We start from the raw sequence: 25300 nt of genomic DNA, 5'->3' as shown, positions 1-25300 counted from the left end.
TAATTTTAATGACAAAAAACGCGACTTACTGTTCACTTAAATGTAATTCTTTTTACTAAAATTGTGTTGTATAAAACACCATAAGCATAGTCACTCCTGCTATAAATACAAATGCGAGTAAGCACTAAACTTAATAATTATTCTATTTTTTTAAATAATTAAAATGACGATTTATCATATTTATGGCCCGATTTATAAACTGAATCAGTTAAGCTAATAATAACGATATTTAACTAACAGAATTTTATACTATTTTTTATAGTTGCTTCGCGTTACACTTTTTACTCATGTCTCTATAGATGAGGTTAATATGGCGTTAAAAAAAATAAATCTTACTCCTGCGCTGTGCATTTCAGATCTGTGGTTACAGCGCCTAGCAGATGAACCGGGTAAAAAACGCCGCTTAGATCAACGCTCACCTTTCCAGCGTGATAAAGCAAGAGTGCTCCATTCAGCAGCTTTTCGACGTTTACAATCTAAAACGCAAATTCATAATAATGGGCTAAGTGATTTTTATCGAACTCGCTTAACACATTCACTCGAAGTAGCACAAATCGGCGCAGGCATTATTGCCCACCTAACATTATCACAACCTGAATTTTGCCCTTTATTACCAGGACATGATCTTATCGAAACAATCTGCTTGAGTCACGACATTGGTCACCCGCCATTTGGTCACGGGGGAGAAACAGCACTCAATTATATGATGATCAATCATGGCGGATTTGAAGGAAACGGACAAACCTTTAGAATTTTAACCCAACTCGAACCTTACACCGAATATAACGGTATGAATCTAACACGTCGCAGTTTACTTGGCTTGCTTAAATACCCGGTCTGTTTAAGTGAGATTAGCGCCCCGTACCCTCCCGATAAAAGTCGCAACTTTAGAGAACTAAAAACGGAAGAGTGGATGCCTGGTAAGGGGATCTATGATCACGACAAAAACTTACTAGAGGCCGTATTAAGCCCATTATCAGTAGCCGATAAAACGCTCTTTCGTAGCCTGCGTGAACAGGATGGCGATGATAAATCGCATAAAAAATCACGTTATAAATCCTTTGACTGCTCAATTATGGAGATAGCCGATGACATTGCCTATGGTGTGCATGATTTAGAAGATGCCATTGCCATGGGAATAGTCAATAAGCAGTTATGGCAAGAAAAAGTCGTGATAAAACTACAAAAAATTAAAAATTGCTGCCTAGCCGAACAGTTAGATGAGTTAACTAACAACCTATTTTCAGCACAACATTTCAAACGAAAAGATGCAATTGGGGCATTAGTTAATGCATTAATTACCTCTATTAGTATTGAAAAAGTGAATGATGAATTTAGCGACCCACTCCTCGCTTATAACGCTTATTTAGCGCCTGACATGTTTAATGTATTGAATATTTTAAAACGCTTTGTGCTCAAGTATGTGATTAAAAGTCCTGATTTACAAATATTAGAGTATCGAGGACAACAGATAGTGATGGAGCTATTTGAAGCATTTAATACAGGACCACTACGATTTCTCCCTGAGCCAATCAAACAGCTATGGAGAGCACAAGAAGGCGATACCTCCCGCGAGAAACGGGTGCTTGCCGATTATATTTCCAGCCTAACCGACAACCACGCATTACGTTTGCATGCAAGTTTATTTACCAGCAATCAAACAACACCAATGATTGGTCAACATGCCTTTTAGCCATGTTCACAACGCGGTCTAGCGGGAACATTAATATCCGCTAGCGCCATGGGATAATCTCGTTGCTCAGTTAAACGTTGTGCATAGGCAAGAATATCGACTTCTTTGAGCTGCTGCGTTACCTTAAAGTCTCTTTTTTTGCTGGTCTCTGGTGAGAGTAATCGACTACGAATTAACTGTTCAATAATTTCATCGGCAGCGGTTAATACCGACGAAGCTTTAACAATTTCACAACGTGCATACCGCTCTCCTTCAAATGAGACATCAGATGCACGTAAGGATGGATCGCCTCCAGGTATTTGCTGTGCACCAAACAACGGTTTAGAGGCGATAGTCGCCGAACTAAAACGAGGAATGAAAGCCGCTAAATGGTCAATGGCACTTTGACTACGCAGATTTATCTCATTTTCAGCCCAACTTTTATCGATTTTATTAATAAAATCATTACCTAATTTAGGCTGTGCACTTTGTACTGTGCTTGCCACGAGTCCATCTTTAAAAAGAGTAATATTCTGACTCATGCCATGTAATTGGAAATGCCCCTCAGGGTAAGGAGTTAATTGCGCCATCCCATTGGGGGTACCACGCTCACCGTAAAAAATGACCTCTGGCCAACAGTAATTATTTTCATTCCAATGCGTGACATAAGCGGCTTTAAATTCAACTAAACGTTGTCGTTTAAAGCCCAACATATCATCAATAATCCCGTTCTAAAACCAGCCGCGTTAATTAAGTAATCAACCTTTAACTGTTTCTCTTGATCTACTTGCAAAAAGTCTATTTGCCAACCACCGTTATTTGGCAAGGGATGAATATCACCAACATGACTATTCATGAAAAGCTGGCAGTGACGATTTTCCTGTAGTACAAGTCCAGCTGTCGCTGCCAAACGAAATAGATTTAGGCCATATTCTTGCACCATAATTAACGGAAATTGCAACTTATCTAACTCAATGTTTTTGGCTACAGGGATCATCCACTCCTGCAAAGTTTTAGGCTTTTCAACAACTTCTTGCTCTGCTAACCACTCGACTTCATGACGTTCAAATAATTGATAATACGCCTCACTTTCACCTAATTGTTTATTGGCAATATCTTGATCAATTAAGCGTTGATATTCATTACGTAATTTATTAAGCCTCGGTAATAATTCCTGAGGGGTGCTACTGTGGTTCTTTGGCACGGCAATTACCGTTGGACGATAATCACAGGCGTGCGGATATAAGCGCAAAATATCAATGGATTGCGCTAATAAAGTAAGACATTGCTGATCAGATATCTCTGGGTATAAATTCCCCCCCGCATGAAGATGACAAATAGGAGGTCCATTGACTAAACTTGGTCCCTTTTCCAATAAAGAAACATCGATACCTAATTCTGACAAATAAATTGCAATCGTTGCACCGGCAATACCTCCACCTACAATTGCAACCTTAAGCGAGTTATTTTCAGCCATTTCAATCATATTTTCAGCCCCTATTGCGGCGTTAAACAAGTGACAATATCAGCGAAGTGGGTTAACACAGCTTCGGGTTGATGCAAACCAATATCTTCACCATAATTGTAACCATAGGTTAAACCAATACTATCCATTTTCGCCGCTTTCGCTGCCAAAATGTCATTTTTTGAATCCCCAACCATTAAACATTGATCGACGTTAACTTGTAACTGTTCACAGACATGTAGCAAGGGTAATGGATCGGGTTTACGCTTAGCAAGGGAATCCCCTCCGAGCAATATCTCAAACAAACCGTCGAGCTGCAATCCAGTTAAAATCGGCGCAATAAATTGATAAGGTTTGTTGGTGACGATCACTAGACGATACCCCTGTTCCTTTAACAGTTTTAAACTCGCTAAAACATCATCATAAAGCACAGTGTGGATACATAGATGGGTTTTGTAATGGTTAAGAAAAATCTGCAGCGCATCTGTGAAAAAAGTGTCATCAATATTTGCATCGATTACAGATGATCCAGATAAACCGCGCTTTACCAATACTGCTGCACCATTGCCAACCCATGAACGAATCTCACTTTCACTAAAAGTCGCGCGTTCGAGACGTGTTAACATGTAATTAACCGAGACAGCCAAATCGGGAGCACTATCAATCAGCGTGCCGTCTAAATCAAAGATAATGACTTTTTTATTGTTAAATTTCAATTTTATAGCCTTGCGATAGTAGGGATAATTTTCATCTTACGATAGCAAAGATAAGTAGCGGTTACCATCGTAAATGATTAGTCATTGTTATACCTAAGCGACTTCTGGGGTAAATAGACAGCAGCGCTGAACCAATCTCGTTGAGGTAAGATGAGTTTATAGGAAACGTTTTTTCCATAATTGATTAAGGTAGGTAAACAGTGAGCGATAGGCATGACAATCAGCTTGAAATTGTGCCAAGGGAGCTGACACACGGCACTCATTCAACAAATAATATTCTTCAATCAGCTTGACCTCCTGAACCACACTTAATTGATTGATTGCACTGCAACTACCAACATCGTAAGCAGGAGATGCAAGTACCGCGTATTCCCAATCAATCACTTTAACATCACCTTGAGGGGTTAATAGTATGTTATTTAGCGATAAATCCCCATGACATAAAGTAGTATGATCACCACTGCTATCGAGTTGTTTAGCAAGTTGCAAATAATGATTAAATTGCATCTCATCGGATGTATCGTTCTCTATTTTAAGCCGTTGTAATTGTTCGGCTAAATTTTGTTGTCCAATCGCAATAGCAGGTAATTGATGAATACGACTAAGCTGCAATGCCAGTAAATCAAGGGTTGTAGAAGGGATGGAATGAGTGGGTAAATGGTCGCCATGAATATATTCTTGCAGGCGATAATGGTCACTGCTCATGATCACATTGGGGCTTAACTGATATTCACAGGCAAGCTGCTGTACAAGCAATTCGGTTTCCCTTTGCTGGCGGCTTCGAGCAACGCGATTTAACCGTTTAAAGATATAACGCTGCCGATCTTCATAGCATAACAAAAACACCTTATTGGTTAGCGCATTATCCAAGGCCGTGATCGAAATACAACGCCCAAGGGGACGTTTTGCTAACCAGTTAATTTCATCTTCAAGCAGTTCTGATATTGGCATTAAGTAGTATGTAGGTTAATGGAGCTGATGATTATTCTCTAACCAAGGAGTGATACGTTGTACTTGAAAATTAATGAGCGACTCACCCTTATCAGTTTGTAAAAATTGATTACTGATTAGCAAATCGCCATTATCGGCAACTTTTATATTTTCGGCCAATACTTTGCGCTGCGCCGCTGATACAGGCTGCACGGGTTGCACACGCACACCGATAAAATCAGGCAAAAAATATTTACCAATCATGCCCGCATTTTTATTTAAAACCCCTTGTAATTGTTCACTAATCAAGGCTAGTTTTGAGTGCGTTAAATTCTCTAATTGCGACTCTTTGGCCATTAATGTCACCTGTAAATCACATTGCCTGTTCTCTTGCCCAGATATTAAGCGCACCTCTATAATCGCACCATCTTTACGATGTTCATCGGAAAAAAAAGGTAACAAACGCCCTGCTTGAGTAAACGCGATAGCCTCTCGTTTTTCATCCACAACCATCTCAGCTTGCTCAATTAAACAACCATTGCCACTGTTTTTATCGACTAAAAAAAATGCCGTTGTGACTTGTTCATACTGCAATTTATAGAGGGTTTTCATGTAGCCAAAAAACAACGAGTAATTCAATTTTAATGGCGCACCATTAGCGCTACTTAAAAAACAAAATAGAGAGATAAATAGGGCAAATCGGCGCATTGTCGTACTCATTAGAATCAATAATTAAGCTTCAAATTCATCATTTGGGGTATTTCCATCTTCGCCGACTTCCATGGCAACGACCCCAATGCCACAAATTTGTCGATAAACGATTCCCATTAAATTGAAATAGAAAGGAATAAATAATAGCAATCCTAATCCATAGGGCAATAGTGATAATACAAACAAAACCGCTAATATCATAAACATCAAGGTAAATTGTGATAAATTCTTATGCACTAATTTAAAGGATATTTTCAACGCCATTTGCGCTGATAATTTTTTCTCTGCAATGAGTGGATAGACCAAGCTAAAGGCCATATTCAAATAAAGCAAAAACACTATTGATAACTGAAACCCTAAATCACCTAATGTTTGCGTTAGTGCCATGCTAATAATATTAGAAATCAAACTAATCATCATCGATGCCAATGATAATTTAATGAAAATATTAAAATAGTTAAACAGGTTTAAGGGCTTCGTTTTTAAACCTATCGCATGATGAATCCCCATCATTTGCAAACCGGTCAGTAATGGGGGAGCGATTAGGAGTGTAATCACGTAATTAATAAGCATATTACCGACCTCACCTAAGCTAGCCGATGAATCCAACAGTAGGGTAAAACAGCTTGCTAAAATGGTCAGCGTTAAAATACAAGCGGTGATCAATGCAATATAGTGCTTACGAGTAATGGCATAGGCATCTTTAAAAAGCGCTTGAAAATTGAGTTGATAGCCTTCATTAAGTGATTTATTAATATCACCACCTAATACAAAATGTTTCTTATTCATAACAAGTAAATAACCTTCAGAAAAAATATCTTATTTGCCACACAGTGCCGTTAGAGGCTATACAATAGCAACTTTCAACCATTAAGCGAACCTTAAGTTGGTCATTGTAGGCAGTTCCTTTTTGTTTTCAAGTTTATAAACCTTTTTTATACTGTGCATTGGTTGAATTAGCAATGGCAGCTTTAAGGTGAGCTTCAGCTTCACAATCGCCCTTGAGCAAAGCTTGAAAATGGTCAACTAACCTCTTTTTATCTTGAACAGTCAGAGAGAGTGCCCCTAATTCACTAAAATCGACTAAGAAAGTATTAAATTTATCGCCTAAATCGCTCACTATTTCGCAATTTAGAAAAGCTTGATCGCTGTAAATGCTTGGGTAGCCGCCCTTCTGTTTATCAATAGTAAATGAGACCCCCTGTAAATTAATAATCTGTGCCGATTTATGACATTTTTGTATGCAACGCTGATCAATAGTGAGCTTTTTACAGCCTACGGTTTGTTGGAAAAAACATTGGCGACTACTCATCAATAAAATAGGATGATACATACTATAAAAAAGTGAAAAGTTTTCTGGTGCTTGAATGAGGCTTATCTGTTTTTTATTAATTTCGTTGGAAATAAATGCCCCAGTACAATGAGAGATATTTTGTAAACTTAATAAACTATAGGAGTTGGTAATATTTAAGTAAGGGCCTGCCACCCAGTTAATACCTAGTTGTGCGGCAACGTAAGCAATACCAAGATTATTGGTGACAATCTGTGCTGGCTGTAACTCCTTAAGAAAAGCAACGGCCGCATGGTAATCATCCGCGATTAGTAAAGAAGGAAACCAGGCTATCAACCGTTTATTTTCTTGAAAGAGCTTAATGAAACGGGCATTCTCTTTGGCAAAGCCATCGGGTAATTTATAATGAATATCAATATTCGAGACAGCAGATAATGGCAGGTCATCTATAGAGGATATCAGTACTGATAATGAAGGTGCTACTTGAGTATTAGTTTGGCTTTGTAACGCAGGCAAACTCACTGGCGCAATGCTATCAACAGAACCATTAAGAAAAAAAGCAATACGCTCCTTTATCAGAGATAACTCTTTAAAGGGAATGCTTAACTGCGCATCTAAATTATCTAACTGCAATTGTGCAATAACGACCTGCCCCGTATTTAAACTTTTAAAACGTTTTTCTATGGCACGTCGGTTAATCGATTGCTCATCCGCTTGGCGTAGAAGACTCTGCGAAAGGACGACAAAACGCCCCTGTTTGCTACTTACACGCACCTCTAATGGTCTATTTAATTGCCCAGAGACTTCAATAGTTACTGGCTCGGGGCTAATATCAAGCTCCGCTATTTTTTCAGCAAGCGTCTTAACAAGCTGCTTTTTTTCCTCGTAAAGAGCTTGTTTTGCCTGTTTAATCTTTACGTCTCCCGCCCCCTCATACTGCAGCTCGATATGTTTTAAACTGTGATCGCGCGGGTTATCAATAAACATCAGCTTATTAATATTTCCCTTTAAAAAACCATCCGAGAAATCACGATTAAATACTTTATAGAGCGAGCTATTATCACTGAGTAAGTCATCATTTTGATAGAAACGTTGTAGTTGTTCTCGCCAACTGCTAACCACACTATGGACGTAACTTGCCCCCTTTATCCGCCCCTCTATCTTCAGAGAATAGACACCGGCATCAGCTAAGGCGGGCAAATCAAAGAAAGCAGAATTATCCTTTAAATTAAGTGGATAATCGCTGCCCATAGCGGTTGTTTTATATTGATCTCGACAGGGTTGGCTACATCGACCGCGATTTCCTGAATTACCACTTTGTACTGAACTAATATAACAAATTCCAGAGAAACCAATACAATAGGAACCATGCACAAACACTTCCGTTAAAATATGATGTTTGTATGCAAAAGACGTTAACGATTTTACCTCATCAATATTGAGCTCTCGCGATAAATTAACGCGCGACACGCCAAGCTTGTTGAAGAATGAAATCTGCCCCTCGTTATGCATGGTCACCTGCGTTGAAGCGTGCACATCTAGGCTGGGAAAGTAACTTTTTAAAAGATAAAACAGGCCAAGATCTTGGACAATAACGCCATCAATCTTAATATTGACTAATTGGTTGAGTAGCTTGATTAATGGGCCAATCTCATTCTCAAGAATTATGATATTTAGAGTCAGAAATATTTGGCAGTGGTGTTTATGTGCGAGAGGAATCAGCCCACTTAACTCTTGCAATGAAAGATTGGTCGCACGCTTTCTGGCATTAAAACTATCTAATCCACAGTAAACCGCATCAGCTCCTGCGATAATAGCAGCCTTTATCGAATCAAGGTCACCACCTGGAGCTAATAATTCAAATTGTTGTTTCATAACCGACCAACCTACTTTAAGTGAGGGGGGCGGATATTACCCGAAACCACCACATGATGTCCATTATAGTGGGTTAACTACTAGAAAGAGTCTTCATCTTCTATCTTTTATCGGTACTATAGGTTCACTATAATCACAAACCTTACAATGTCCCTGATAGCCATAGGAGGGAGGTGCATAGGCCATATAGTGGCATTTAGGGCACTCATCTAATAAAAAGTAACCTAAAATTCGTTGAAAAAATGGTCGGGTATCTTGTATATTTACGCTTTTAAGATCATTCATAAAACCTCGAAAATGACAATAGGATCCCCATACTAATAGGACTATTAATCATAGTATCAGTTCATTTTATTATTTAGTTGTTGATATTATTGGAAAATGTTGCCAGTAAAATGGATAAGTCATCATTAATAGTAAAAATAATTCAACAAAGTACAATTATTACTGAAATCATATCCACAAAATGCTAAAACTAGCCACTGGCAATCATCTTTACATGTTTTCCTTAAACGATTCATCTCTATAGCAACCAAGGATTCAACCATGCCTCATACATTCTATTCATTTCGCCGTTGTCCCTATGCAATGCGCGCTCGCCTCGCGCTAAGTATTAGTGGGCAACAGGTCAATTTACGTGAAATTAAACTACAGAATAAACCACCAGCGATGCTCGCCATATCCAAGAAAGGCACGGTACCACTATTACAACTTAATGATGGAACCATACTTGATGAAAGTTTAGATATTATGGTGTGGGCATTACAGCAATCAGATCCGCAGGAATGGTTAAACGGCAATATATCGCAAATGCTAAGTTTGATTGATAAAAATGATAATGATTTTAAATATTGGCTAGACAGATATAAATATGCCGATAGATTTACCGAATATCCCGCTGGCTACTATCGCGAACAAGCGGAAGAATTTTTATTCGATTTAGAGTGCCGCCTGAGCCAACACAACTATCTCTTTGCGGACCATATTAGCCTTGCTGATGCAGCCATTTTTCCCTTTATTCGCCAATTTTCACGTGTCGATCTAAACTGGTTTAACAACTCGCAATATCAACACCTACAGCGCTGGTTAGAAAATTTGATTAACCAGCAGCTATATCGTTCAATTATGAGCCACTACCCGACTTGGCTAGAATCAGAGCAGGAGTTTATATTTCCAGAAAAAAACTAAGCAGTTCCCCCCCAATAGGCCTATTTAATACCACTCAGCAATCAGACAGGAGAGCTAAACTCAACGAATAGCTCTCACCACATTTTAAAACATCAAAAAATTTGAACAAACTATTCTCTTTATCGCTATTGGAATATTCCAAAATTTAACTAAAATGTTACATAAATTAAAGAACATTTAACATTAACAACCAATTTAAGCTAAAGGTATCTCCATGCCACAATCCGTTACCCACTATAATCGTTTATCTAAACTATTCCACTGGACATCTGCCCTGCTCGTGATCCTGCTATTTTCGCTGGGTGTCTGGATGGTTGACCTGAGTTACTATAGCGAGTGGTATAAAACAGCCCCCCATTGGCATAAATCTATCGGCATATGCTTATTTGCGATCACTTTACTGCGCATCATTTACAAAAACGTGACCGCTTCTCCCAAAATAGAAGGCGCACGATGGGAGGTCATTAGCGCAAAAATAGCGCATACGCTTATTTATATTTTATTGTTCACGATATTCATCTCTGGTTACCTTATCTCTACCGCAGATGGCCGCGCTATTGAAATATTTAATTGGTTTTCAATTCCAGGATTCGGATCATTTATTGAAAATCAAGAAGATATAGCTGGTGACATTCATTATTACCTTGCTTACACGTTAATTGCTTTAGCAAGCGTACACGCGCTGGCTGCGCTAAAACATCATTTTATCGATAAAGATAATACACTTAAGAAAATGCTATAAACTCAACTGACTATAAGGATTACCATGAAAAAATCACTGACTACAGCACTGCTAACTGCTGCTTTAATAACTACAGGTTTTGCTAATGCTGCCGATTATACTATTGACACAAAGGGCGCTCATGCTTCGGTAAATTTTAAAGTCAGCCATTTAGGTTACAGTTTTATCCAAGGACGCTTTAACAATTTCAGTGGCGAATTCAGCTACGATGCCAATAATATTGAAAGTGCTAAAGTAAATGTCCTTATTGATACAACCAGCTTAGACTCCAATCATGCTGAACGTGATAAACATATTAAAAGCAGTGATTTCATTAATGCCAGCAAGTATTCAACGGCTAAATTTGTGAGCACTAAGGTGACACAAAAAAGCGATGGCGGTATCGCGATTAGTGGTGACTTAACATTACATGGTGTAACCAAAAATATCACTATTGACGCTAATTTTATTGGCGAAGGTAGCGATCCTTGGGGTGGTTATCGCGCAGGCTTTTCTGGTACAACTCGCTTAGAGCTAGCCGACTTTGGTATTAAAGTGATGGGTGCAAGTAGCTACGTAGATATGCAACTTGAAGTTGAAGGTATCCGTAAATAAGAGGTGGTGAGTTAAAATATATCACACCAAATAACGTGAAGATAACTCAGTGACCCGAACCCACTCTGTGCGCTTTTAATGACAGATAACAGGGGGTATTTTGTGGGGATAATAGTAATGCTACAAATATCCCCATCGAGTAACCCGATTTGCTACTAAAGCGCTATGTAGAATAACGATACTTCAATTTTATGCCTAGCATCTCGGCACTCATTTTATTACTGACTTTGCCTATTCAAGTAACATGAGCTTGACGGGGAAATATAGTTTGCCACTTAACATGTTTCAGAAACAAAGCTCGCCCCAAATAAAAAAAGAGGCTAGTATATTAGCCCACATTAAATAATGCCATTTCAGCTTAATATTTTTGTCACGTTTTAGGACATCATAAAATTGATCAATTGATATCCTTAGGTAGTTATTTTATGAATATACGAACGATGCTAAACCCATTAGAAATTACAGCTTTAATTGCGGTCATAATCTCATTAATTGCTATTGTGCTTTACCCTTATTCATTTAATAAATCCCTTGTAGTCGATGTTTCCGAACCATATCCCCAAGAGTTAGTAACTGATTCGTATAGTGGAGGAAGTTCAATTATAACTCGAATAAACTCTCCAGATAGTTATAAATGGCGCTGCATAATACGTTCAGGACAGGATTTCCCATACTGCTCTTTCAAATTAGATTTGATAAATCCGCAATCCGGTATGGGGCTAGATTTATCTAGTTACGACAAAATAACAATAGATTACCACATTGACGGTAACGCGGAGGATACTATCCGCCTCTTCTTAAGAACTCATGAGGATGAACTAACGGAACGCGAAGATAAACTCTCTTATAAATTTAATAAACTTGAATTTAAACCAAGTCGATATGGGTCCCCCGTCACCTTTCGTATGTCAGATTTTAACGTTGCTCACTGGTGGGTGCTAGAGCGAGATTTACCCATCGAATCTTCTCGTTTAGATTTCTCTGAAGTAATGTTTATCGAAGTTTTAACGGGTACTCACAGCAGCCTTGGAAAAAAGGAGTTTGAAATACGACACATAACTTTCACAGGAAAAGTGATTAGCAAAGAAAATTTTTACCTCATAGTTATAACCATTTTGCTTTTTAGTCTGTTTTTAGTCATTGGCTATAGACTGTTTTTGCTAAAATCAGCATATAAGCATGCTCAATCTGAACGTGATTTATTAAAAGATATCGCTAACCATGATCAATTGTCACGATTATTAAATCGCCATGCGCTGGATAAATTATTTGCCCAAGTAGAGATAGATTGGAATATTCATCATATAAATTATAGTTTAATTGTCGCTGACATCGACCATTTCAAATCTATAAATGATAACTATGGCCATGCAATGGGCGATAAAGTGATTAAGAACATAGCGGATATTTTACGCACTTATTCACGTGAACAGGATTACATTGGCCGTTGGGGAGGGGAAGAATTTGTCATCTTACTACCCAGCACATCGCCAGAAGCAGCTACAGCATGTGCAGAGAAGCTTAGAATTTATATTGAAGCTTATAATTGGCCACAGGATATGAAAATCACCGCCAGCTTTGGTGTAAGCTCGGTAAAAGAAAAACGCACTTTACAAGAAGTTTTCGCGGAAGCCGACAGAGCACTTTATCACTCTAAAGCGAATGGCCGTAATAAGGTCACCCGAGCAGATAAACTTTAAACGGCATCGAGCAACGTCCCTAAACAGGATTTAAGAATTGTAGCTGAAAAATAGCAACCTATATTTCAGCAACTCGCGATTATTTCATCACATGGACTCTCACTATAGCTTCTACTTTGTTACTGCGATCTTTTAAACTTTGACGGTACTTCTTTGCGCATCATTATATAAGTTTAAAAAGTAATAATAGGATAAAAATTTTTATTTATAATTTGCAAACTGATAGTTAATAGGGAATTATAGCACGCTCACAAAAACTTAAATTTTTTGGCAATGCAAGGCAAGGTTAGCTATGCAATTTTTAAATTATCAGGGATTAGAAATAGAGATTGATAGCGGTTTTAGATACGGCAACGAATTTTTTAACCTGTTAAATTTTTTAAGTATACCTAATAACAAAGATGCAAATAGAAACTCGCTAGAACAACAGTGTTACTATTTTTATCGCGATATAATGAACTATGATTTTGTCGACTCCCATAATCAACATCTTCAAGATGGACGATTTGATTTAGCCGCCAAAAATTTAAATGCAATAAATAAGTTATCCTTAGATAAATTAACAGGTTTAAGACGCAAAGAATTTTCAGAACGAAAAATAATCAGTTTAGAAAATGAAGTCTATGAGGGAACTATTTCTGATTTTTCATTAATTATCTGTGACTTAGATAAATTCAAAGAAGTAAATGACAAATTCGGTCATTCCGTTGGTGATGAGACACTCTCCTTATTCGGAAAATTAGTATTGGAATCTTTGCGACCTTCTGACTTTGCTTACCGCTATGGTGGAGAGGAGTTTTTATTTTTGCTGCCAGAAACCAGTTTGCAAGAGGCAACGACCATAGCTGAACGCATCCGTCTCACGATTAAAGATAGACTCCATTTAGGCCATTATGGGTTAAATAAAATTACTGCTCATGATATCTGCAAATCGATGCTGGAAGTAGATATGGCCAGTGGTTCCGATATTACGACTGGAATGAATGATAGTTTCTTTTTATACAGAAGCATTACCTGTAGCTTTGGCGTATCAAATTATTCCCACTGTAGCCAATCAGTGGATAGTTTATTCGCAAATGCAGATGAAAAGTTATATATGGCGAAATCATTAGGACGTGATAAAGTTGTCAGTTAAAAACCGATTTAAAATTAATAAACCTGGTCCTCCCCTACATTCATCATTTTCAGCAACAGTTAACACACAAAACAGATAATTGATTGATTTTATTGCACATTTAAAACGTTCATCAATCAACTAAAAATCAGTAAAATTATCTTTAAGCAACTTTTTTTGACTCACATTGACTGGCAATGTATTCATCGTATGTGCCATGGAAATTGATCAAGGCTTTATCTTTAATATCGATAATTCGCGTCGCCAATGATGAGACAAATTTACGGTCATGACTGACAAAAATTAATGTGCCTTGATACACTTTTAGTGCTTCATTTAACGCTTGGATCGCTTCAATATCCATGTGGTTAGTCGGTTCATCCATCACTAACACATTAATATCTTGCATCATCAATTTGCCAAAAAGAAGACGATTTTTTTCACCACCCGAACAGTTTCGTGCTTTTTTATTGGCATCATCGGCAGTAAATAATAAACGCCCTAACATCCCACGCACGGCAAGATCATCATGCTTAGCGGTTCGCCATTGCGAAATCCAATCAAACAGCGTTAAATCATTATCAAAATCAGCGCTGCTATCCTGTGGGCAATAACCAATACTGGCATTTTCAGACCATTTAATAACACCCTGTTGATTTTCCAACTCATTGACTAAGCATCGTAATAAAGTGGTTTTACCAACACCATTTTCACCAATAATCGCTAATTTAGCCCCCGCTTCTAAAATTAAATCACCACCCGAAAATAGCTGCTCACCATCGAAACCATGGCCTATCTTTTCTAACACTAAGGCTTGGCGATCATTTTTACCTTCGGCAAAACGTATTGATGGACTCATACGACTTGATGATTTTACTTCATCAAGCTTAATTTTATCCATTTTTTTAGCGCGTGAACTCGCTTGCTTAGCTTTAGATGCATTAGCACCAAAACGGTTAACAAAATCTTGAAGTTCATTAATTTCAGCACTTTTCTTCGCATTTTCTGAGAGCAATTGTTCACGAATCAAACTCGAAGCTGCGAGAAAATATTCATAGTTACCGGGATAAATGCGCAGTTCCCCATAATCAATGTCCGCCATATGAGTACACACTGAGTTTAAAAAATGCCTGTCGTGAGAAATAATAATCATGGTGCATTTTCGTTGATTAAGTTCTTCAGATAGCCAATTGATGGTATTTATATCTTAAGTTATTGGTTGGCTCATCAAGTAATAAAATATCAGGATTAGCAAACAAAGCTTGTGCCAATAACACACGTAATTTCCAGCCGGGTGCCACCTGTTGCATTAGGCCGAAATGAAATGCTTCATCGATGCCCGCTGCGAGCAATATTTCCCCGGCGCGGCTTTCAGCACTATAACCGTCCATTTCAGCAAAATCATGCTCTAATTCAGCAACGGCCATGCCATCCGCTTCAGACATTTCAGCTTTGGCGTAAATTCGGTCGCGTTCCTGTTTCACTTTCCAGAGCGCCTCGTCTCCCATGATCACGACATCGATAACATTATATTGTTCAAAGGCAAACTGATCTTGGCTTAATGTCCCTAACTTTAAGCCCGTAGCAATTGAGACATTGCCAGAACTTGGTTCCTGTTCACCACTGAGAATTTTCATAAATGTTGACTTTCCACACCCATTGGCGCCAATCAGACCGTAGCGGTTACCGTTACCAAATTTAGCTGAAATGTTTTCAAAAAGAGGCTCTGCGCCAAACTGCATGGTGATATTTGCTGTAGAAATCAAAAAATGTGTTCCTAGGTGGTTACTGACTAATTTTTTAACGAGGAATGTCAAAAAGCGATGCAATAAGAGAAAATAGGCGGCAGAGTATACAGAAGGTCAGCGACAAATGTCGAGCATTACCACAAACAGTATGAAAATAATCTCAAGAATGAAGCAACTCCATTGCTTTCAAATACTGTTCAATACGAATATTTTATGCAGATAATACGGTGAGTTTTGTGCGAATAAAATCATTGTGGCTGACATATATAAGTTGTGATACTTTGCGAATAATCATCTCTTCAATCGGATCTAACTCTCCATCCGCATAGGCTACTTCCCACATTGCCGTCACTAAATTTATACGCATTTCAGCGGATAATCCACGCAATTTATCCGTGAACTCAAACAGTGAATTAGCTTCTTGGCTGATATTTTTAGCGCTTACCATTAATTCATTAATTTGCGTTTTATCCATTAAAAATAGCTTACCGAGTGTCTGCCTAATGGTCGCTTCCTCCTCCTCCGTAATACAATTATCGGCGTTGCAAACTTGCTAAAGTAAAGCGGTAATAGAAAGCATATAGTCATTCTCTGAATGACCAGCATCGTTTTCGACAAGTGTCGTTAAAAAATGTTTAATTTTTGCAATCATTCAAATTCTCCGTTACAAAATGGGTAATTATACAAAATTAGCAAGGGCATAGTGCCCTTTTGTTAGCACTATGCCATTTTTTAAGTTTATCAAAAAAATCCTTCAAGCTCCCGAAATGAAATATCATAAGTGATCAATTCCACTATGGAACAATCTAACGGTGACTAACTTCGCAGCGTCAATGTCACCATAACGACGCCATGATCCGTGCTTTCGCCATCATATTCAAAACTGGGATTAATTAAATGACGATTGTAAGTGTGATAATCAGTCACTGCAAAAATACTGTGTTGGTATGACGCGTTAAATTCACAGGAAAGTAAAATATAATCAAGCACGGAACTTATCTCACCATAATAGTGTGTCGGCGGACGGACAATATGACGATTGTTTTCAGCGCTTGCCTGAAACAGATCCCAAGCATCCCACAAACAATATTGACCAATATACCTCGCGCTGTCGGTTTGTGAGCCAACGCGAAGAGAATGGCTAAGCAGGTGATTTAGAACGCCATCTTTTAAACTATTATTAAAATCTCCGATAAGCAGCATCGCATTCCCTGTTGTCTCTTTACGCGCTATCATTTCAATAAATAGTAGTGCAGCCTCACTACCTCGTTGCATGGTTGATCCCCACTCTCCTGCTATTTGCATTTTGAATTGTTCAACCCTATTTTTTTCAAGCGATAGCGTATTATCCTCAGTAAACTCTAACATGGGACGCTTTGACTTAAAATGGACCACATAGCAGTCACAATCACCAATATGAGGTAAATCCAGCGTCGCTCGCAGGACTTTACGACTAAATGAAAATTCGCGATGTAAGCCCATTTCTTCACTTATTTTTGGATCCGCTACAACGGCTTCAACTTGTTTAATTGGGTAACGCGAGGCAATCGCAACGACCGGATCACGGCAAATATAATCATCCACAACACGCATTTCATCGACAACAGCAAAATATGGGAAGCCACATTGTGCCACTAATGCCTTTAACGATTGCACACTAAACACCTCCTGGAAGCCAATCACATCTGGTTTGTGTTGCTGTAGATAGTGCGTGATCCAACGCTGCTTCTTTTGCCACTGCTCGATGCTGTATATCCGCTCAAAATCATAAAAAGCAAAGGGAGGCTCAAGGTAATTGAATAAATTGAAAGTCGCTATTTTAAGGCTAACATCAGCCACCTCTTCAATAAGAGGCGCGATTTGATTTAACTGTTCGTTATCAATCATTGGCGGTATTACTTTTGAATATCAATTTAGAAGTAAAGTATATCTAAATTCTCCCCCCATTGTTATCAAGTCAATTGTTAATAAGGCACTTAATGTCACAGATAAACTCTACTCGCCTAGGATTGTAAATGAAATGATCCTATATTTAACAGCAAGAAAAAAGCATCGGAAGCAAACTTGATAAATTTTCCTAACAAAAAAATAGATATCCCTTGTTGCCTGATCAATATCGCTATCTATCTAGCCCTATCAGCTCCGACCTTAAGCTTCGCAGAGGTTGTATTAGTTAATCAGCCTCTTTCCGCTCAAGATCAACGCTATGATTATCCACATCGATTACTTAGCGCTATTTTAAAAATAACTGAACCTCAATATGGAATAACCTCGATCGAACAATCCCGATTAAAAATGAGCAGAGCCCGCACACTCAAAGAGATGCAAAAAGGCGTTAATATTCATGTTTTTGCTGAAGCAACCACGCCTTTATGGGAGGACAAGCTGATTCCAATACGCATTCCGATTCGTAAGGGAATACAGGGCTACAGAGTATTTTTAATTCTCGCGAAAAATCAAGCAATGTTATCAAACATAAAAACAGTTGAGCAGTTAAAAAGCATTCCAACAGGCTCAGGTACACAGTGGATATCAACCAAGATACTCGAAAAAAATGACTTTAATATTGTCTTGGGTAATAACTATAATGGACTTTTCTCAATGCTATTCAAAGAACGATTCATTACCTTTATGCGTGGCATTAATGAAAGTGAAGATGAATATAACATCTATAAAGTTAAATGCCCTGAATTACGAATTGAAAAGGATCTATTACTTTATACTGTCCTGCCTACCTATTTTTTCGTGACACCAGCTAAACCCGAACTAGCTAAACGCATTGAGGCTGGATTGCAAATGATGATCAGTGATGGCTCATTCGATAAAATGTTCAATGATGAATTTGCACAACATATAAAAAGCGCAAACCTCGCAGGGAGACGACTTTTTGTCATTAACAATCCAGACCTAACGCCACAAACGCCACTTAATATCAAAACGTATTGGTATCACCCCTCAAGCCAACCTTGATTTAACGCATGAAAAAGACAAACTTTATGAAATTAATAATCACCTATTTGTGAATAGACAGGCTATAAAATAGTGCTATATGACGCAAAACCGATATAAGGTTACCAAGTTTCAACTTACATATGTTGTAAATTCAATTTGTTGGAATATGCTTATAGATGTTACCCGTGCGGTGGCTGACAGTCACGTTACACAATGGATATTATCAGCAATATAAATGATAAATTCTGGTGTCTAAATGGATGATAACAATCGTAAATTGAATTTTTAAGGATGAATAATGGATTGGCTTGCAGAGGATATAGTAGGTAAAGATGACAATAATCTACCGCCATGGAAAATAGCAATTGTTGACGACAATGTTGAAGTACATAAAGTTACCGAGCTAATCTTAAATAATTTTCAATTTGAAGATAGAAAGTTATCTTTCATTAATTTGTATAGTGGTGCAGAAGCTAAACAATGTTTAGCAGCCCATGACGATATCGCCATGGTATTCTTAGACGTAGTAATGGAATCTGATGAAGCTGGATTGGAAGTTGTTAAGTATATTCGTAACGATTTACATAACCATTATAGCCGGATCATATTAAGAACAGGACAACCTGGCATGGCGCCTGAACATAAAGTGGTGCGTGATTATGATATTGATGGCTATAAAGAAAAAACAGAATTAACAACACATGCATTACAACATACCGTGTATACCGCGCTCCGTTCATATCGTGATTTAGTACGTATTCAAAACTATAAAAAAGGACTTGAGGCATTAATCGATTCTATCAACAATATGACACAAATTGATGATGTGCTTGGCCTATCTAGCACCGTACTTAATCAAATTAAAAATGTCTTAAATGCACAAAATACGCACTTTTTGATTAAAAGCACGGAAGCATTAACCATAACTCAGTCTAATCAATATTCATTCAATATTAGTATCGAAGAAACAATGGCATCGTTTATAGATGAAAACAGGCTGACAGAATCTAAATCCCCCTTAAGTACAATTGCACAAAGCGCATTTAAGAATAAAAATACGGTGATCGAGCATCCCTATTACTGCCACTATTTTCAATCCCAACGAGGTTCCGAAACGGTATTTATTATTAAATGCTTAGACTATTTAAGTGAAAGCTCTTTACGGCTAATTAAATTGTTTTCTATCAACAGTATTTTAACCATAGAGAACTTGCTTTTGAGACAGAATAATAAGGATACGGGCAGCCCCAGTAATTTATTACACATGATTTAATAGTAGTAATGAGTCACTATTTTAATATATAAGTGTTGGTGAGGTTAAATGCTAAAACCATTAAAATATAAACTTTACACCTTTATTATTATCCTTTCTTTACCGGGAGTGTTGCTGATAGCCATCAATAGTGTCGAGCAATACCAAAACCGTATTAAAAACTACAAACAGCAAGCGATATTAACCTCACAAAAACTAAGCTTCAGACAAATAAAGCTCATAGAAGAGACCCATTCCTATCTAAAATATCTTGCAACCGTGCCTGAATTACAAAATCCAACATCCCCTATTTGTGGCGATTTTTTAAAAAAAATACTTAAAATTAATAGCACCTATACGAACCTCGGCGTTTCCAATAAAGATGGTGATTTACTCTGTAATGCTCTGCCATTGACAGATAAAATTAATGTAAGTGATTGAAAATACTTCCAACGTAGCCTTAAACAGAAACAATTTTCGATAGGTACATTTCAATTAGATCGTGCAACACATAACACTAGCGTTAATTTTGCCTACCCCGTAATAACTAATCACAACGATGTGATTGCCGTTGTTGTTGCTGTACTTTCCTTAGATTGGTGGAGTCAGCAGCTTTCAGAAGAACAACTCCCTAAAGAATCTGTGGCTTTTATTACCGATAAAGAAGGACATATCGTTGCAAATTTTCCCATTGATATTCAGCGGCACGGTCAACAGGCCGACAGCTATGGGCTAAAACCACTCCCCACTATGGGCAATGAATTACAGAGTAATGTCGTCACAGGAAAAGATGGCATCTCACGCATTTATATCCAAGAAAATTTTTATACTACCGATGAAGGGGAAAATATCACCCTTAATATTGCGATTCCCTTAGATAAAGTAGGCAATGAAGCTGCATTATCATTATTAACTAACTTATTGATATTTTTTACTTTATTAGCATTAGTTTCTTTTGTTGCATTTCGAGATTTAACAAACAATGTACGAAAACCATTACAACTACTTTACGAAGCAACGGTAAAATTAAAAAGGGGGCAATATTCACCAATTCATCAGGATATTGCATTACAAGAACTGGCGATGCTAGCCAAAAATTTTGACAAAATGGCTAAGGAAAGGCTCAATGCTGAAAAAAATGCCAATCAAAAAAACCAAGAACTAGATTCTATATTTAACGCATTACCAGACCTTTATTTCAAAATTAGTGATGATGATACAATTATCGATTATCGAGCATCAACCTTAGATGACTTGTACCTTCCCCCTGAAAAATTTCTTGGCCAAAAAATGACCGAAGTCATTCCCGACTATGCAGCATTACTTTATCGACAAAACATAACCGAATTACGCCAAAAACAGCAAATAATAACATGGGAATACTCCCTAGAAATTAATGGCTCATTAGTTTTTTTTGAGGCTCGCGCCAATACAATAAATAATTCTACGGATGTTATTCTTGTGATTCGTAATATTACCAGAAGAGTACACAACGAAAAAACATTACAACTCGCCGCTTCTGTATTCGAAAACAGCAGTGAATGCATGGTTGTCACGGATGCTAATGGTAAGATCCTTAATGTTAATCCCTCTTTTACAGCGGTTACTGGTTATTCCCGAGATGAAGTATTAGGGCATACACCTAATATCTTTGCGTCAGGACTTCATGATGTTACTTTCTATGAGAAAATATGGGCCTCTCTACAGCTAAAAGGACACTGGGAGGGAGAGATTTATAATAAAACGAAACATAATGAGATACTAACTGAATGGGTAAGTATTAATGCCATTTACGATAGTAACAATGAAATTATTAAATACGTTGCTTTATATCGCGACATTTCAGAGCAAAAACATGCTAATCAACTCATTTGGCATCAAGCCAATTTTGACCACCTTACCGACTTACCTAATAGAAATTCCTTAGTCGAACATTTAAATCTTGAAATAATAAAGGCGCGAAGAAATCAAACATATATTGCGACATTATTTGTAGATTTAGATGAGTTTAAACAAGTTAATGATACATTAGGGCATGATAAAGGGGACATACTACTTAAATTAGTCTCCAAACGGCTATTATCAAAAGTAAGGGCTGATGACTTCGTTGCCCGACAAAGTGGAGATGAATTCATTGTTATTTTAGGAAATCTAAAACAGACAAATGCTGCCCTACAGGTGGTCGAGCAACTATTAAGGGGTTTCAATGAACCATATAACATCGCAGGAGAAGCGATATATATATCCGCAAGTATTGGAATATCCTATTTCCCTCAAGACGGTCAATCTTCTGCCGACCTTCTTAAAACCTCTGATCAAGCCATGTATGCGGCAAAGGCCTTAGGTAAAAATTGTTCCCACTGTTTTACACAAGCAATGCAAGATGCAGCAGTCAATAGAACAAGGCTAATTAAAGAGCTTCATGTGGCACTTGAACTTAAACAGTTCCAACTCTATTTTCAGCCAATTATCTCCTTAACAACAGGAAAAATAGTCAAAGCGGAAGCCTTAATTCGCTGGAACCACCCAAGCAAGGGAGTCATCGCACCCATTGAATTTATCGCGATCGCTGAAGAAACTAAATTTATAAATCAAATTGGTGAATGGATTTTTACTGACGCTTGCGCTGCATTATCGAAATTTAAATCTATCTTTGGCGATGAGTTTCAATTAAGTATTAATGTCTCTCCAGTACAACTTTCAGCTGCATCGAAATCGTTACAACAATGGGCAGATAAATTACACGAAGTTGGTATCTCCCCTTCTTCTCTGGTTATTGAAATTACCGAAGGCGTATTAATGTCGACCACCGAAGAGAGTTTAGCATTGCTTTTAAGCTTTCGCGATGTGGGTATTGAATTGGCACTAGATGACTTTGGAACGGGTTACTCTTCATTAACTTATATCCGAGAGTATGATGTAGATTACCTAAAAATTGACCGTGAATTTGTTAGAAATCTAGCTGATTCGCTAGACTCAAAAATCATCTGTGAATCAATTATTGTAATGGCACATAAATTAGGCATCAAAGTGATTGCAGAAGGAATTAAGACGGAAAAACAAAAAGAGTTACTAATAAAAATGGGTTGTGACTTAGGACAAGGCTATCTATTTTCAAGGCCAGTTTGTTACGATGATTTTATCGCACTAGAAGCAAAATAAGAGTAATAAATCAGCTCAAAAAAACGCCCTAAAATCACCATAAAAAGCACTTTTTTATCACATTTATAACAATACAATAGCCATTGGCCTTCCACTTAGTGGTAAGTCGCTCTAACATATACAATATAATTAACTCGGTCATCAAATCAGGATTCGCTTCGATATGAGTTTGCGAAATCCTTTACCACTCTTTTTTGGGGCAAAGATTTATTAATGATTAAAAGGGAAATTTATGTCAACAATAAATAATACGGCATCATCACCACAGCCTTTAATGAACAGCTCATCGGAGGCGTTAAATCCGCCTTTTCTATTTTTTAAGAAATTGCAATCCGTTAGTGCCCGTTTAAAATTAAGCGTTTTATTAACACTTAGCGCACTACTTTTTTTAGCATTTCAAGGCTATTCAGGGATGCAACAGGCAACCAAATCCATTGAAGATTTATTCTTTCAAGGTATGCAACATAGCATCCGAGCAGGAAAAATATTAAATGAACTCGGTGAAGCAAGAAGCGCGCTTTTACTCTCCCTACAACATGATCCCAACTCTCCATTTGCAAAATTACATGATCACCCTATCGATGCGCACATTACAACGATCAACGAATCATTAACCATACTACACCACATCGTTGATAACGAAATTATGAGCTCAGAGTTAGCCGAGGCCGAACAATCACAAGCAAATGAATTAGTTAAAAATCTCGATATCATTACAAATGAAGGTTTTTCCCCAGCGTTAAGTGCATTAAAAGCAGGCGATTACAACCAAACTAATCTCATTTTATTGAAAAAAATTAATCCCGAATTTAAATTAGTCAGTGAAAAAGCACAAGGCTTCCTTAATTTACAAGTCAAAGAAGCAAGAGAAAGTTATGAGCAGGCAGAAGCAGATATTAACGATTTCGAGTATGTCGTCATTATCACCGTCGTGGTCAGCATACTGATTATTTCATTGTTATCATTGATGATTCTTAAACGTGTTAATTTAGCATCGCAACAACTAGAGGCCAGCAGTGATCTAATTTGTGCAGGCAATCTGACACAACGTATCCATTTAAATGGCAATGATGAATTTACACATATCGCCAATTACGTCAATCAAATCGTCGGCAGTTTTCAAAATCTCGTAAAATCGACACATCAATCAACCTCACAGTTAGCGCGTTCTGCAGAAGAAAATTCAGCAGTCGCTCTGCAAACACGGCAAAATGTGGTAGAGCAACAGCTGCAAACACAACTCATTGCTACAGCTATCCACCAATTCACGGCGACTGTTCATGAAGTTGCTCAGAGTGCAAGTGCCGCATCTCAAGTATCTATAAATGCAGACAACGCTTCCGCTGAAGGACAAAAAGTCGTCAAGGAAAGCATCGATATGATTGAAAATTTATCACGTGAAATGCAAGAATCAGTTACAGCAATGCAATCCCTTGCACAACACAGCGAAGATATTGGCAGTGTTATTGGTGTTATTCAAAGCATCTCTGAGCAAACTAACTTGCTCGCTTTAAATGCAGCCATTGAAGCGGCTCGCGCGGGGGAACAAGGGAGAGGATTTGCGGTAGTTGCTGATGAAGTAAGGAGTTTAGCAAGTCGCACACAACAATCAACACAGGAAATACAGCAAACCATTCAAAATTTACAACAGGGTAGTCGCGGTGTTACTCAACGGTTAGTTGAAGGTGCTGAAAATGCTAAAAATACAGCAATGGAAGCACAAAAAGCGGGCGATGCATTAGTAGAAATAACCGAAAACGTTAAGCAAATGAATTCATTGAATGCACAAATTGCCACAGCAGCCGAGGAACAAACATCGGTAACTGAAGAGATAAATCGCAATATTACAAATATTAGTGATATTTCTAACCAAACCGCAAGCGGTGCAGAGCAAAGTAGTGCTGCAAGTGATGAATTAGCTCAATTAGCAGAAACCATGCAAGCTGAAATTGAAATATTTAAAGTTTAATATATAACATGAAAAAAGGGTTGCCCTTAGGTTTCGATTAGCAAATCAAACGAAATCTGGGACACCCAAATGTTTTTTTTACCTAACATTTGATTGATTTGCATCAATCAAATGTTAGGGTGTCCTCAATTGGCGCGACCGCTGTAATTATCTTCGCCACACAAAAATGCACGGCGAACACATCGAGAAATTAACGAAGCACGTGATTGTGTCATGCTA

At 37.8% G+C, this 25300-nt stretch carries 20 protein-coding genes and 2 pseudogenes; 11 read left to right on the top strand and 11 right to left on the bottom strand.

Annotated features, from left to right (window positions below; genetic code table 11):
* Nucleotides 1–310 precede the first annotated feature (310 nt).
* A complete protein-coding gene (locus tag AB1A03_RS13655; RefSeq protein WP_354625174.1) occupies nt 311–1693 on the top strand; it encodes an anti-phage deoxyguanosine triphosphatase in 1383 nt (460 codons plus the stop codon).
* Here the strand turns inward: AB1A03_RS13655 and AB1A03_RS13650 are convergent.
* The 8 genes from AB1A03_RS13650 to AB1A03_RS13615 all read right to left on the bottom strand — a co-directional run bounded on the left by AB1A03_RS13650 (nt 1690) and on the right by AB1A03_RS13615 (nt 8945).
* Nucleotides 1690–2385, bottom strand: coding sequence for a hypothetical protein (locus AB1A03_RS13650; RefSeq protein WP_354625173.1), 696 nt, complete (start codon nt 2383–2385; stop codon nt 1690–1692). The two genes, AB1A03_RS13655 and AB1A03_RS13650, sit on opposite strands and share 4 nt — an antisense overlap.
* Entirely contained in the window at nt 2358–3158 is an 801-nt protein-coding gene (locus AB1A03_RS13645) for an FAD-dependent oxidoreductase (RefSeq protein ID WP_354625172.1), read from the bottom strand. Before AB1A03_RS13645 ends, AB1A03_RS13650 begins: the two co-directional genes overlap by 28 nt.
* Nucleotides 3159–3169: 11 nt before the next feature.
* Nucleotides 3170–3853, bottom strand: coding sequence for a phosphoglycolate phosphatase (locus tag AB1A03_RS13640; RefSeq protein ID WP_354625171.1), 684 nt, complete (start codon nt 3851–3853; stop codon nt 3170–3172).
* Nucleotides 3854–4009: 156 nt separating this feature from the next.
* Nucleotides 4010–4804, bottom strand: a complete 795-nt coding sequence (locus tag AB1A03_RS13635) for a phosphotransferase (RefSeq protein ID WP_354625170.1) — start codon at nt 4802–4804, stop codon at nt 4010–4012.
* A 15-nt stretch (nt 4805–4819) separates the two neighbouring features.
* The gene (locus AB1A03_RS13630) at nt 4820–5491 is read right to left on the bottom strand and encodes a DUF2987 domain-containing protein (protein ID WP_354625169.1); all 672 of its coding nucleotides are present in this window, start codon (nt 5489–5491) and stop codon (nt 4820–4822) included.
* A 24-nt stretch (nt 5492–5515) separates the two neighbouring features.
* Entirely contained in the window at nt 5516–6283 is a 768-nt protein-coding gene (locus AB1A03_RS13625; RefSeq protein WP_354625168.1) for a hypothetical protein, read from the bottom strand.
* Nucleotides 6284–6416: 133 nt separating this feature from the next.
* Nucleotides 6417–8660 (bottom strand): peptidase U32 family protein, encoded by a 2244-nt coding sequence (locus tag AB1A03_RS13620; protein ID WP_354625167.1) that lies wholly within the window; start codon nt 8658–8660, stop codon nt 6417–6419.
* Nucleotides 8661–8753: 93 nt separating this feature from the next.
* The gene (locus AB1A03_RS13615; RefSeq protein WP_354625166.1) at nt 8754–8945 is read right to left on the bottom strand and encodes a hypothetical protein; all 192 of its coding nucleotides are present in this window, start codon (nt 8943–8945) and stop codon (nt 8754–8756) included.
* A gap of 261 nt (nt 8946–9206) precedes the next feature.
* Here AB1A03_RS13615 and AB1A03_RS13610 point away from each other — a divergent pair, with 261 nt between their 5' ends.
* The 5 genes from AB1A03_RS13610 (at nt 9207) to AB1A03_RS13590 (ending at nt 14019) form a co-directional block, all read left to right on the top strand.
* Nucleotides 9207–9848 (top strand): glutathione S-transferase, encoded by a 642-nt coding sequence (locus tag AB1A03_RS13610; RefSeq protein ID WP_354625165.1) that lies wholly within the window; start codon nt 9207–9209, stop codon nt 9846–9848.
* A 214-nt stretch (nt 9849–10062) separates the two neighbouring features.
* On the top strand, nt 10063–10590 hold the full coding sequence (locus AB1A03_RS13605; RefSeq protein WP_354625164.1) for a cytochrome b: 528 nt from the start codon (nt 10063–10065) through the stop codon (nt 10588–10590).
* Nucleotides 10591–10614: 24 nt separating this feature from the next.
* Nucleotides 10615–11184, top strand: a complete 570-nt coding sequence (locus AB1A03_RS13600) for a YceI family protein (RefSeq protein ID WP_354625163.1) — start codon at nt 10615–10617, stop codon at nt 11182–11184.
* Between the two features lie 425 nt (nt 11185–11609).
* Complete coding sequence (locus tag AB1A03_RS13595) at nt 11610–12884, top strand: GGDEF domain-containing protein (RefSeq protein WP_354625162.1); 1275 nt, start codon at nt 11610–11612, stop codon at nt 12882–12884.
* Between the two features lie 292 nt (nt 12885–13176).
* On the top strand, nt 13177–14019 hold the full coding sequence (locus AB1A03_RS13590; protein WP_354625161.1) for a GGDEF domain-containing protein: 843 nt from the start codon (nt 13177–13179) through the stop codon (nt 14017–14019).
* A 142-nt stretch (nt 14020–14161) separates the two neighbouring features.
* On the opposite strand, the pseudogene AB1A03_RS13585 reads toward AB1A03_RS13590, so the two are convergent.
* The 3 genes and pseudogenes from AB1A03_RS13585 to AB1A03_RS13575 all read right to left on the bottom strand — a co-directional run bounded on the left by AB1A03_RS13585 (nt 14162) and on the right by AB1A03_RS13575 (nt 17633).
* Nucleotides 14162–15764 (bottom strand): annotated as a pseudogene (locus AB1A03_RS13585) (ABC-F family ATPase).
* 193 nt (nt 15765–15957) lie between these two features.
* A pseudogene (locus AB1A03_RS13580) lies at nt 15958–16287 on the bottom strand (tellurite resistance TerB family protein); the annotation flags it as partial.
* Between the two features lie 275 nt (nt 16288–16562).
* Nucleotides 16563–17633 carry an endonuclease/exonuclease/phosphatase family protein gene (locus AB1A03_RS13575; protein ID WP_354625160.1) on the bottom strand — a complete coding sequence of 357 codons (1071 nt, stop codon included), beginning with the start codon at nt 17631–17633 and terminating at the stop codon, nt 16563–16565.
* Nucleotides 17634–17810: 177 nt separating this feature from the next.
* Between AB1A03_RS13575 and AB1A03_RS13570 the strand changes: the two genes are divergently transcribed.
* The 5 genes from AB1A03_RS13570 to AB1A03_RS13550 all read left to right on the top strand — a co-directional run bounded on the left by AB1A03_RS13570 (nt 17811) and on the right by AB1A03_RS13550 (nt 25081).
* Complete coding sequence (locus tag AB1A03_RS13570; protein ID WP_354625159.1) at nt 17811–18716, top strand: type 2 periplasmic-binding domain-containing protein; 906 nt, start codon at nt 17811–17813, stop codon at nt 18714–18716.
* Nucleotides 18717–18996: 280 nt separating this feature from the next.
* Complete coding sequence (locus tag AB1A03_RS13565; RefSeq protein WP_354625158.1) at nt 18997–19971, top strand: DUF3369 domain-containing protein; 975 nt, start codon at nt 18997–18999, stop codon at nt 19969–19971.
* Nucleotides 19972–20019: 48 nt separating this feature from the next.
* Nucleotides 20020–20391, top strand: a complete 372-nt coding sequence (locus tag AB1A03_RS13560) for a PDC sensor domain-containing protein (RefSeq protein WP_354625157.1) — start codon at nt 20020–20022, stop codon at nt 20389–20391.
* Nucleotides 20392–20511: 120 nt separating this feature from the next.
* Nucleotides 20512–23112 (top strand): bifunctional diguanylate cyclase/phosphodiesterase, encoded by a 2601-nt coding sequence (locus tag AB1A03_RS13555; RefSeq protein WP_354625156.1) that lies wholly within the window; start codon nt 20512–20514, stop codon nt 23110–23112.
* Between the two features lie 232 nt (nt 23113–23344).
* Nucleotides 23345–25081, top strand: coding sequence for a methyl-accepting chemotaxis protein (locus AB1A03_RS13550; RefSeq protein WP_354625155.1), 1737 nt, complete (start codon nt 23345–23347; stop codon nt 25079–25081).
* Nucleotides 25082–25300 lie beyond the last annotated feature (219 nt).

The sequence above is a fragment of the Psychromonas sp. MME2 genome, from assembly GCF_040566515.1.
Taxonomy (GTDB): domain Bacteria; phylum Pseudomonadota; class Gammaproteobacteria; order Enterobacterales; family Psychromonadaceae; genus Psychromonas.
This window is presented reverse-complemented; position numbering and strand designations above follow the sequence as displayed.

What these genes read in the sequence shown, in the direction of transcription:
- AB1A03_RS13560 (WP_354625157.1), top strand. Translation starts at nt 20,020, where the DNA reads ATGCTAAAACCATTAAAATATAAACTTTACACCTTTATTATTATCCTT.
- AB1A03_RS13600 (WP_354625163.1), top strand. Translation starts at nt 10,615, where the DNA reads ATGAAAAAATCACTGACTACAGCACTGCTAACTGCTGCTTTAATAACT.
- AB1A03_RS13620 (WP_354625167.1), bottom strand. Translation starts at nt 8,660, where the DNA reads ATGAAACAACAATTTGAATTATTAGCTCCAGGTGGTGACCTTGATTCG.
- AB1A03_RS13630 (WP_354625169.1), bottom strand. Translation starts at nt 5,491, where the DNA reads ATGCGCCGATTTGCCCTATTTATCTCTCTATTTTGTTTTTTAAGTAGC.
- AB1A03_RS13595 (WP_354625162.1), top strand. Translation starts at nt 11,610, where the DNA reads ATGAATATACGAACGATGCTAAACCCATTAGAAATTACAGCTTTAATT.
- AB1A03_RS13615 (WP_354625166.1), bottom strand. Translation starts at nt 8,945, where the DNA reads ATGAATGATCTTAAAAGCGTAAATATACAAGATACCCGACCATTTTTT.
- AB1A03_RS13645 (WP_354625172.1), bottom strand. Translation starts at nt 3,158, where the DNA reads ATGATTGAAATGGCTGAAAATAACTCGCTTAAGGTTGCAATTGTAGGT.
- AB1A03_RS13635 (WP_354625170.1), bottom strand. Translation starts at nt 4,804, where the DNA reads ATGCCAATATCAGAACTGCTTGAAGATGAAATTAACTGGTTAGCAAAA.
- AB1A03_RS13590 (WP_354625161.1), top strand. Translation starts at nt 13,177, where the DNA reads ATGCAATTTTTAAATTATCAGGGATTAGAAATAGAGATTGATAGCGGT.
- AB1A03_RS13625 (WP_354625168.1), bottom strand. Translation starts at nt 6,283, where the DNA reads ATGAATAAGAAACATTTTGTATTAGGTGGTGATATTAATAAATCACTT.
- AB1A03_RS13605 (WP_354625164.1), top strand. Translation starts at nt 10,063, where the DNA reads ATGCCACAATCCGTTACCCACTATAATCGTTTATCTAAACTATTCCAC.
- AB1A03_RS13650 (WP_354625173.1), bottom strand. Translation starts at nt 2,385, where the DNA reads ATGTTGGGCTTTAAACGACAACGTTTAGTTGAATTTAAAGCCGCTTAT.
- AB1A03_RS13575 (WP_354625160.1), bottom strand. Translation starts at nt 17,633, where the DNA reads ATGATTGATAACGAACAGTTAAATCAAATCGCGCCTCTTATTGAAGAG.
- AB1A03_RS13610 (WP_354625165.1), top strand. Translation starts at nt 9,207, where the DNA reads ATGCCTCATACATTCTATTCATTTCGCCGTTGTCCCTATGCAATGCGC.
- AB1A03_RS13565 (WP_354625158.1), top strand. Translation starts at nt 18,997, where the DNA reads ATGGATTGGCTTGCAGAGGATATAGTAGGTAAAGATGACAATAATCTA.
- AB1A03_RS13550 (WP_354625155.1), top strand. Translation starts at nt 23,345, where the DNA reads ATGTCAACAATAAATAATACGGCATCATCACCACAGCCTTTAATGAAC.
- AB1A03_RS13655 (WP_354625174.1), top strand. Translation starts at nt 311, where the DNA reads ATGGCGTTAAAAAAAATAAATCTTACTCCTGCGCTGTGCATTTCAGAT.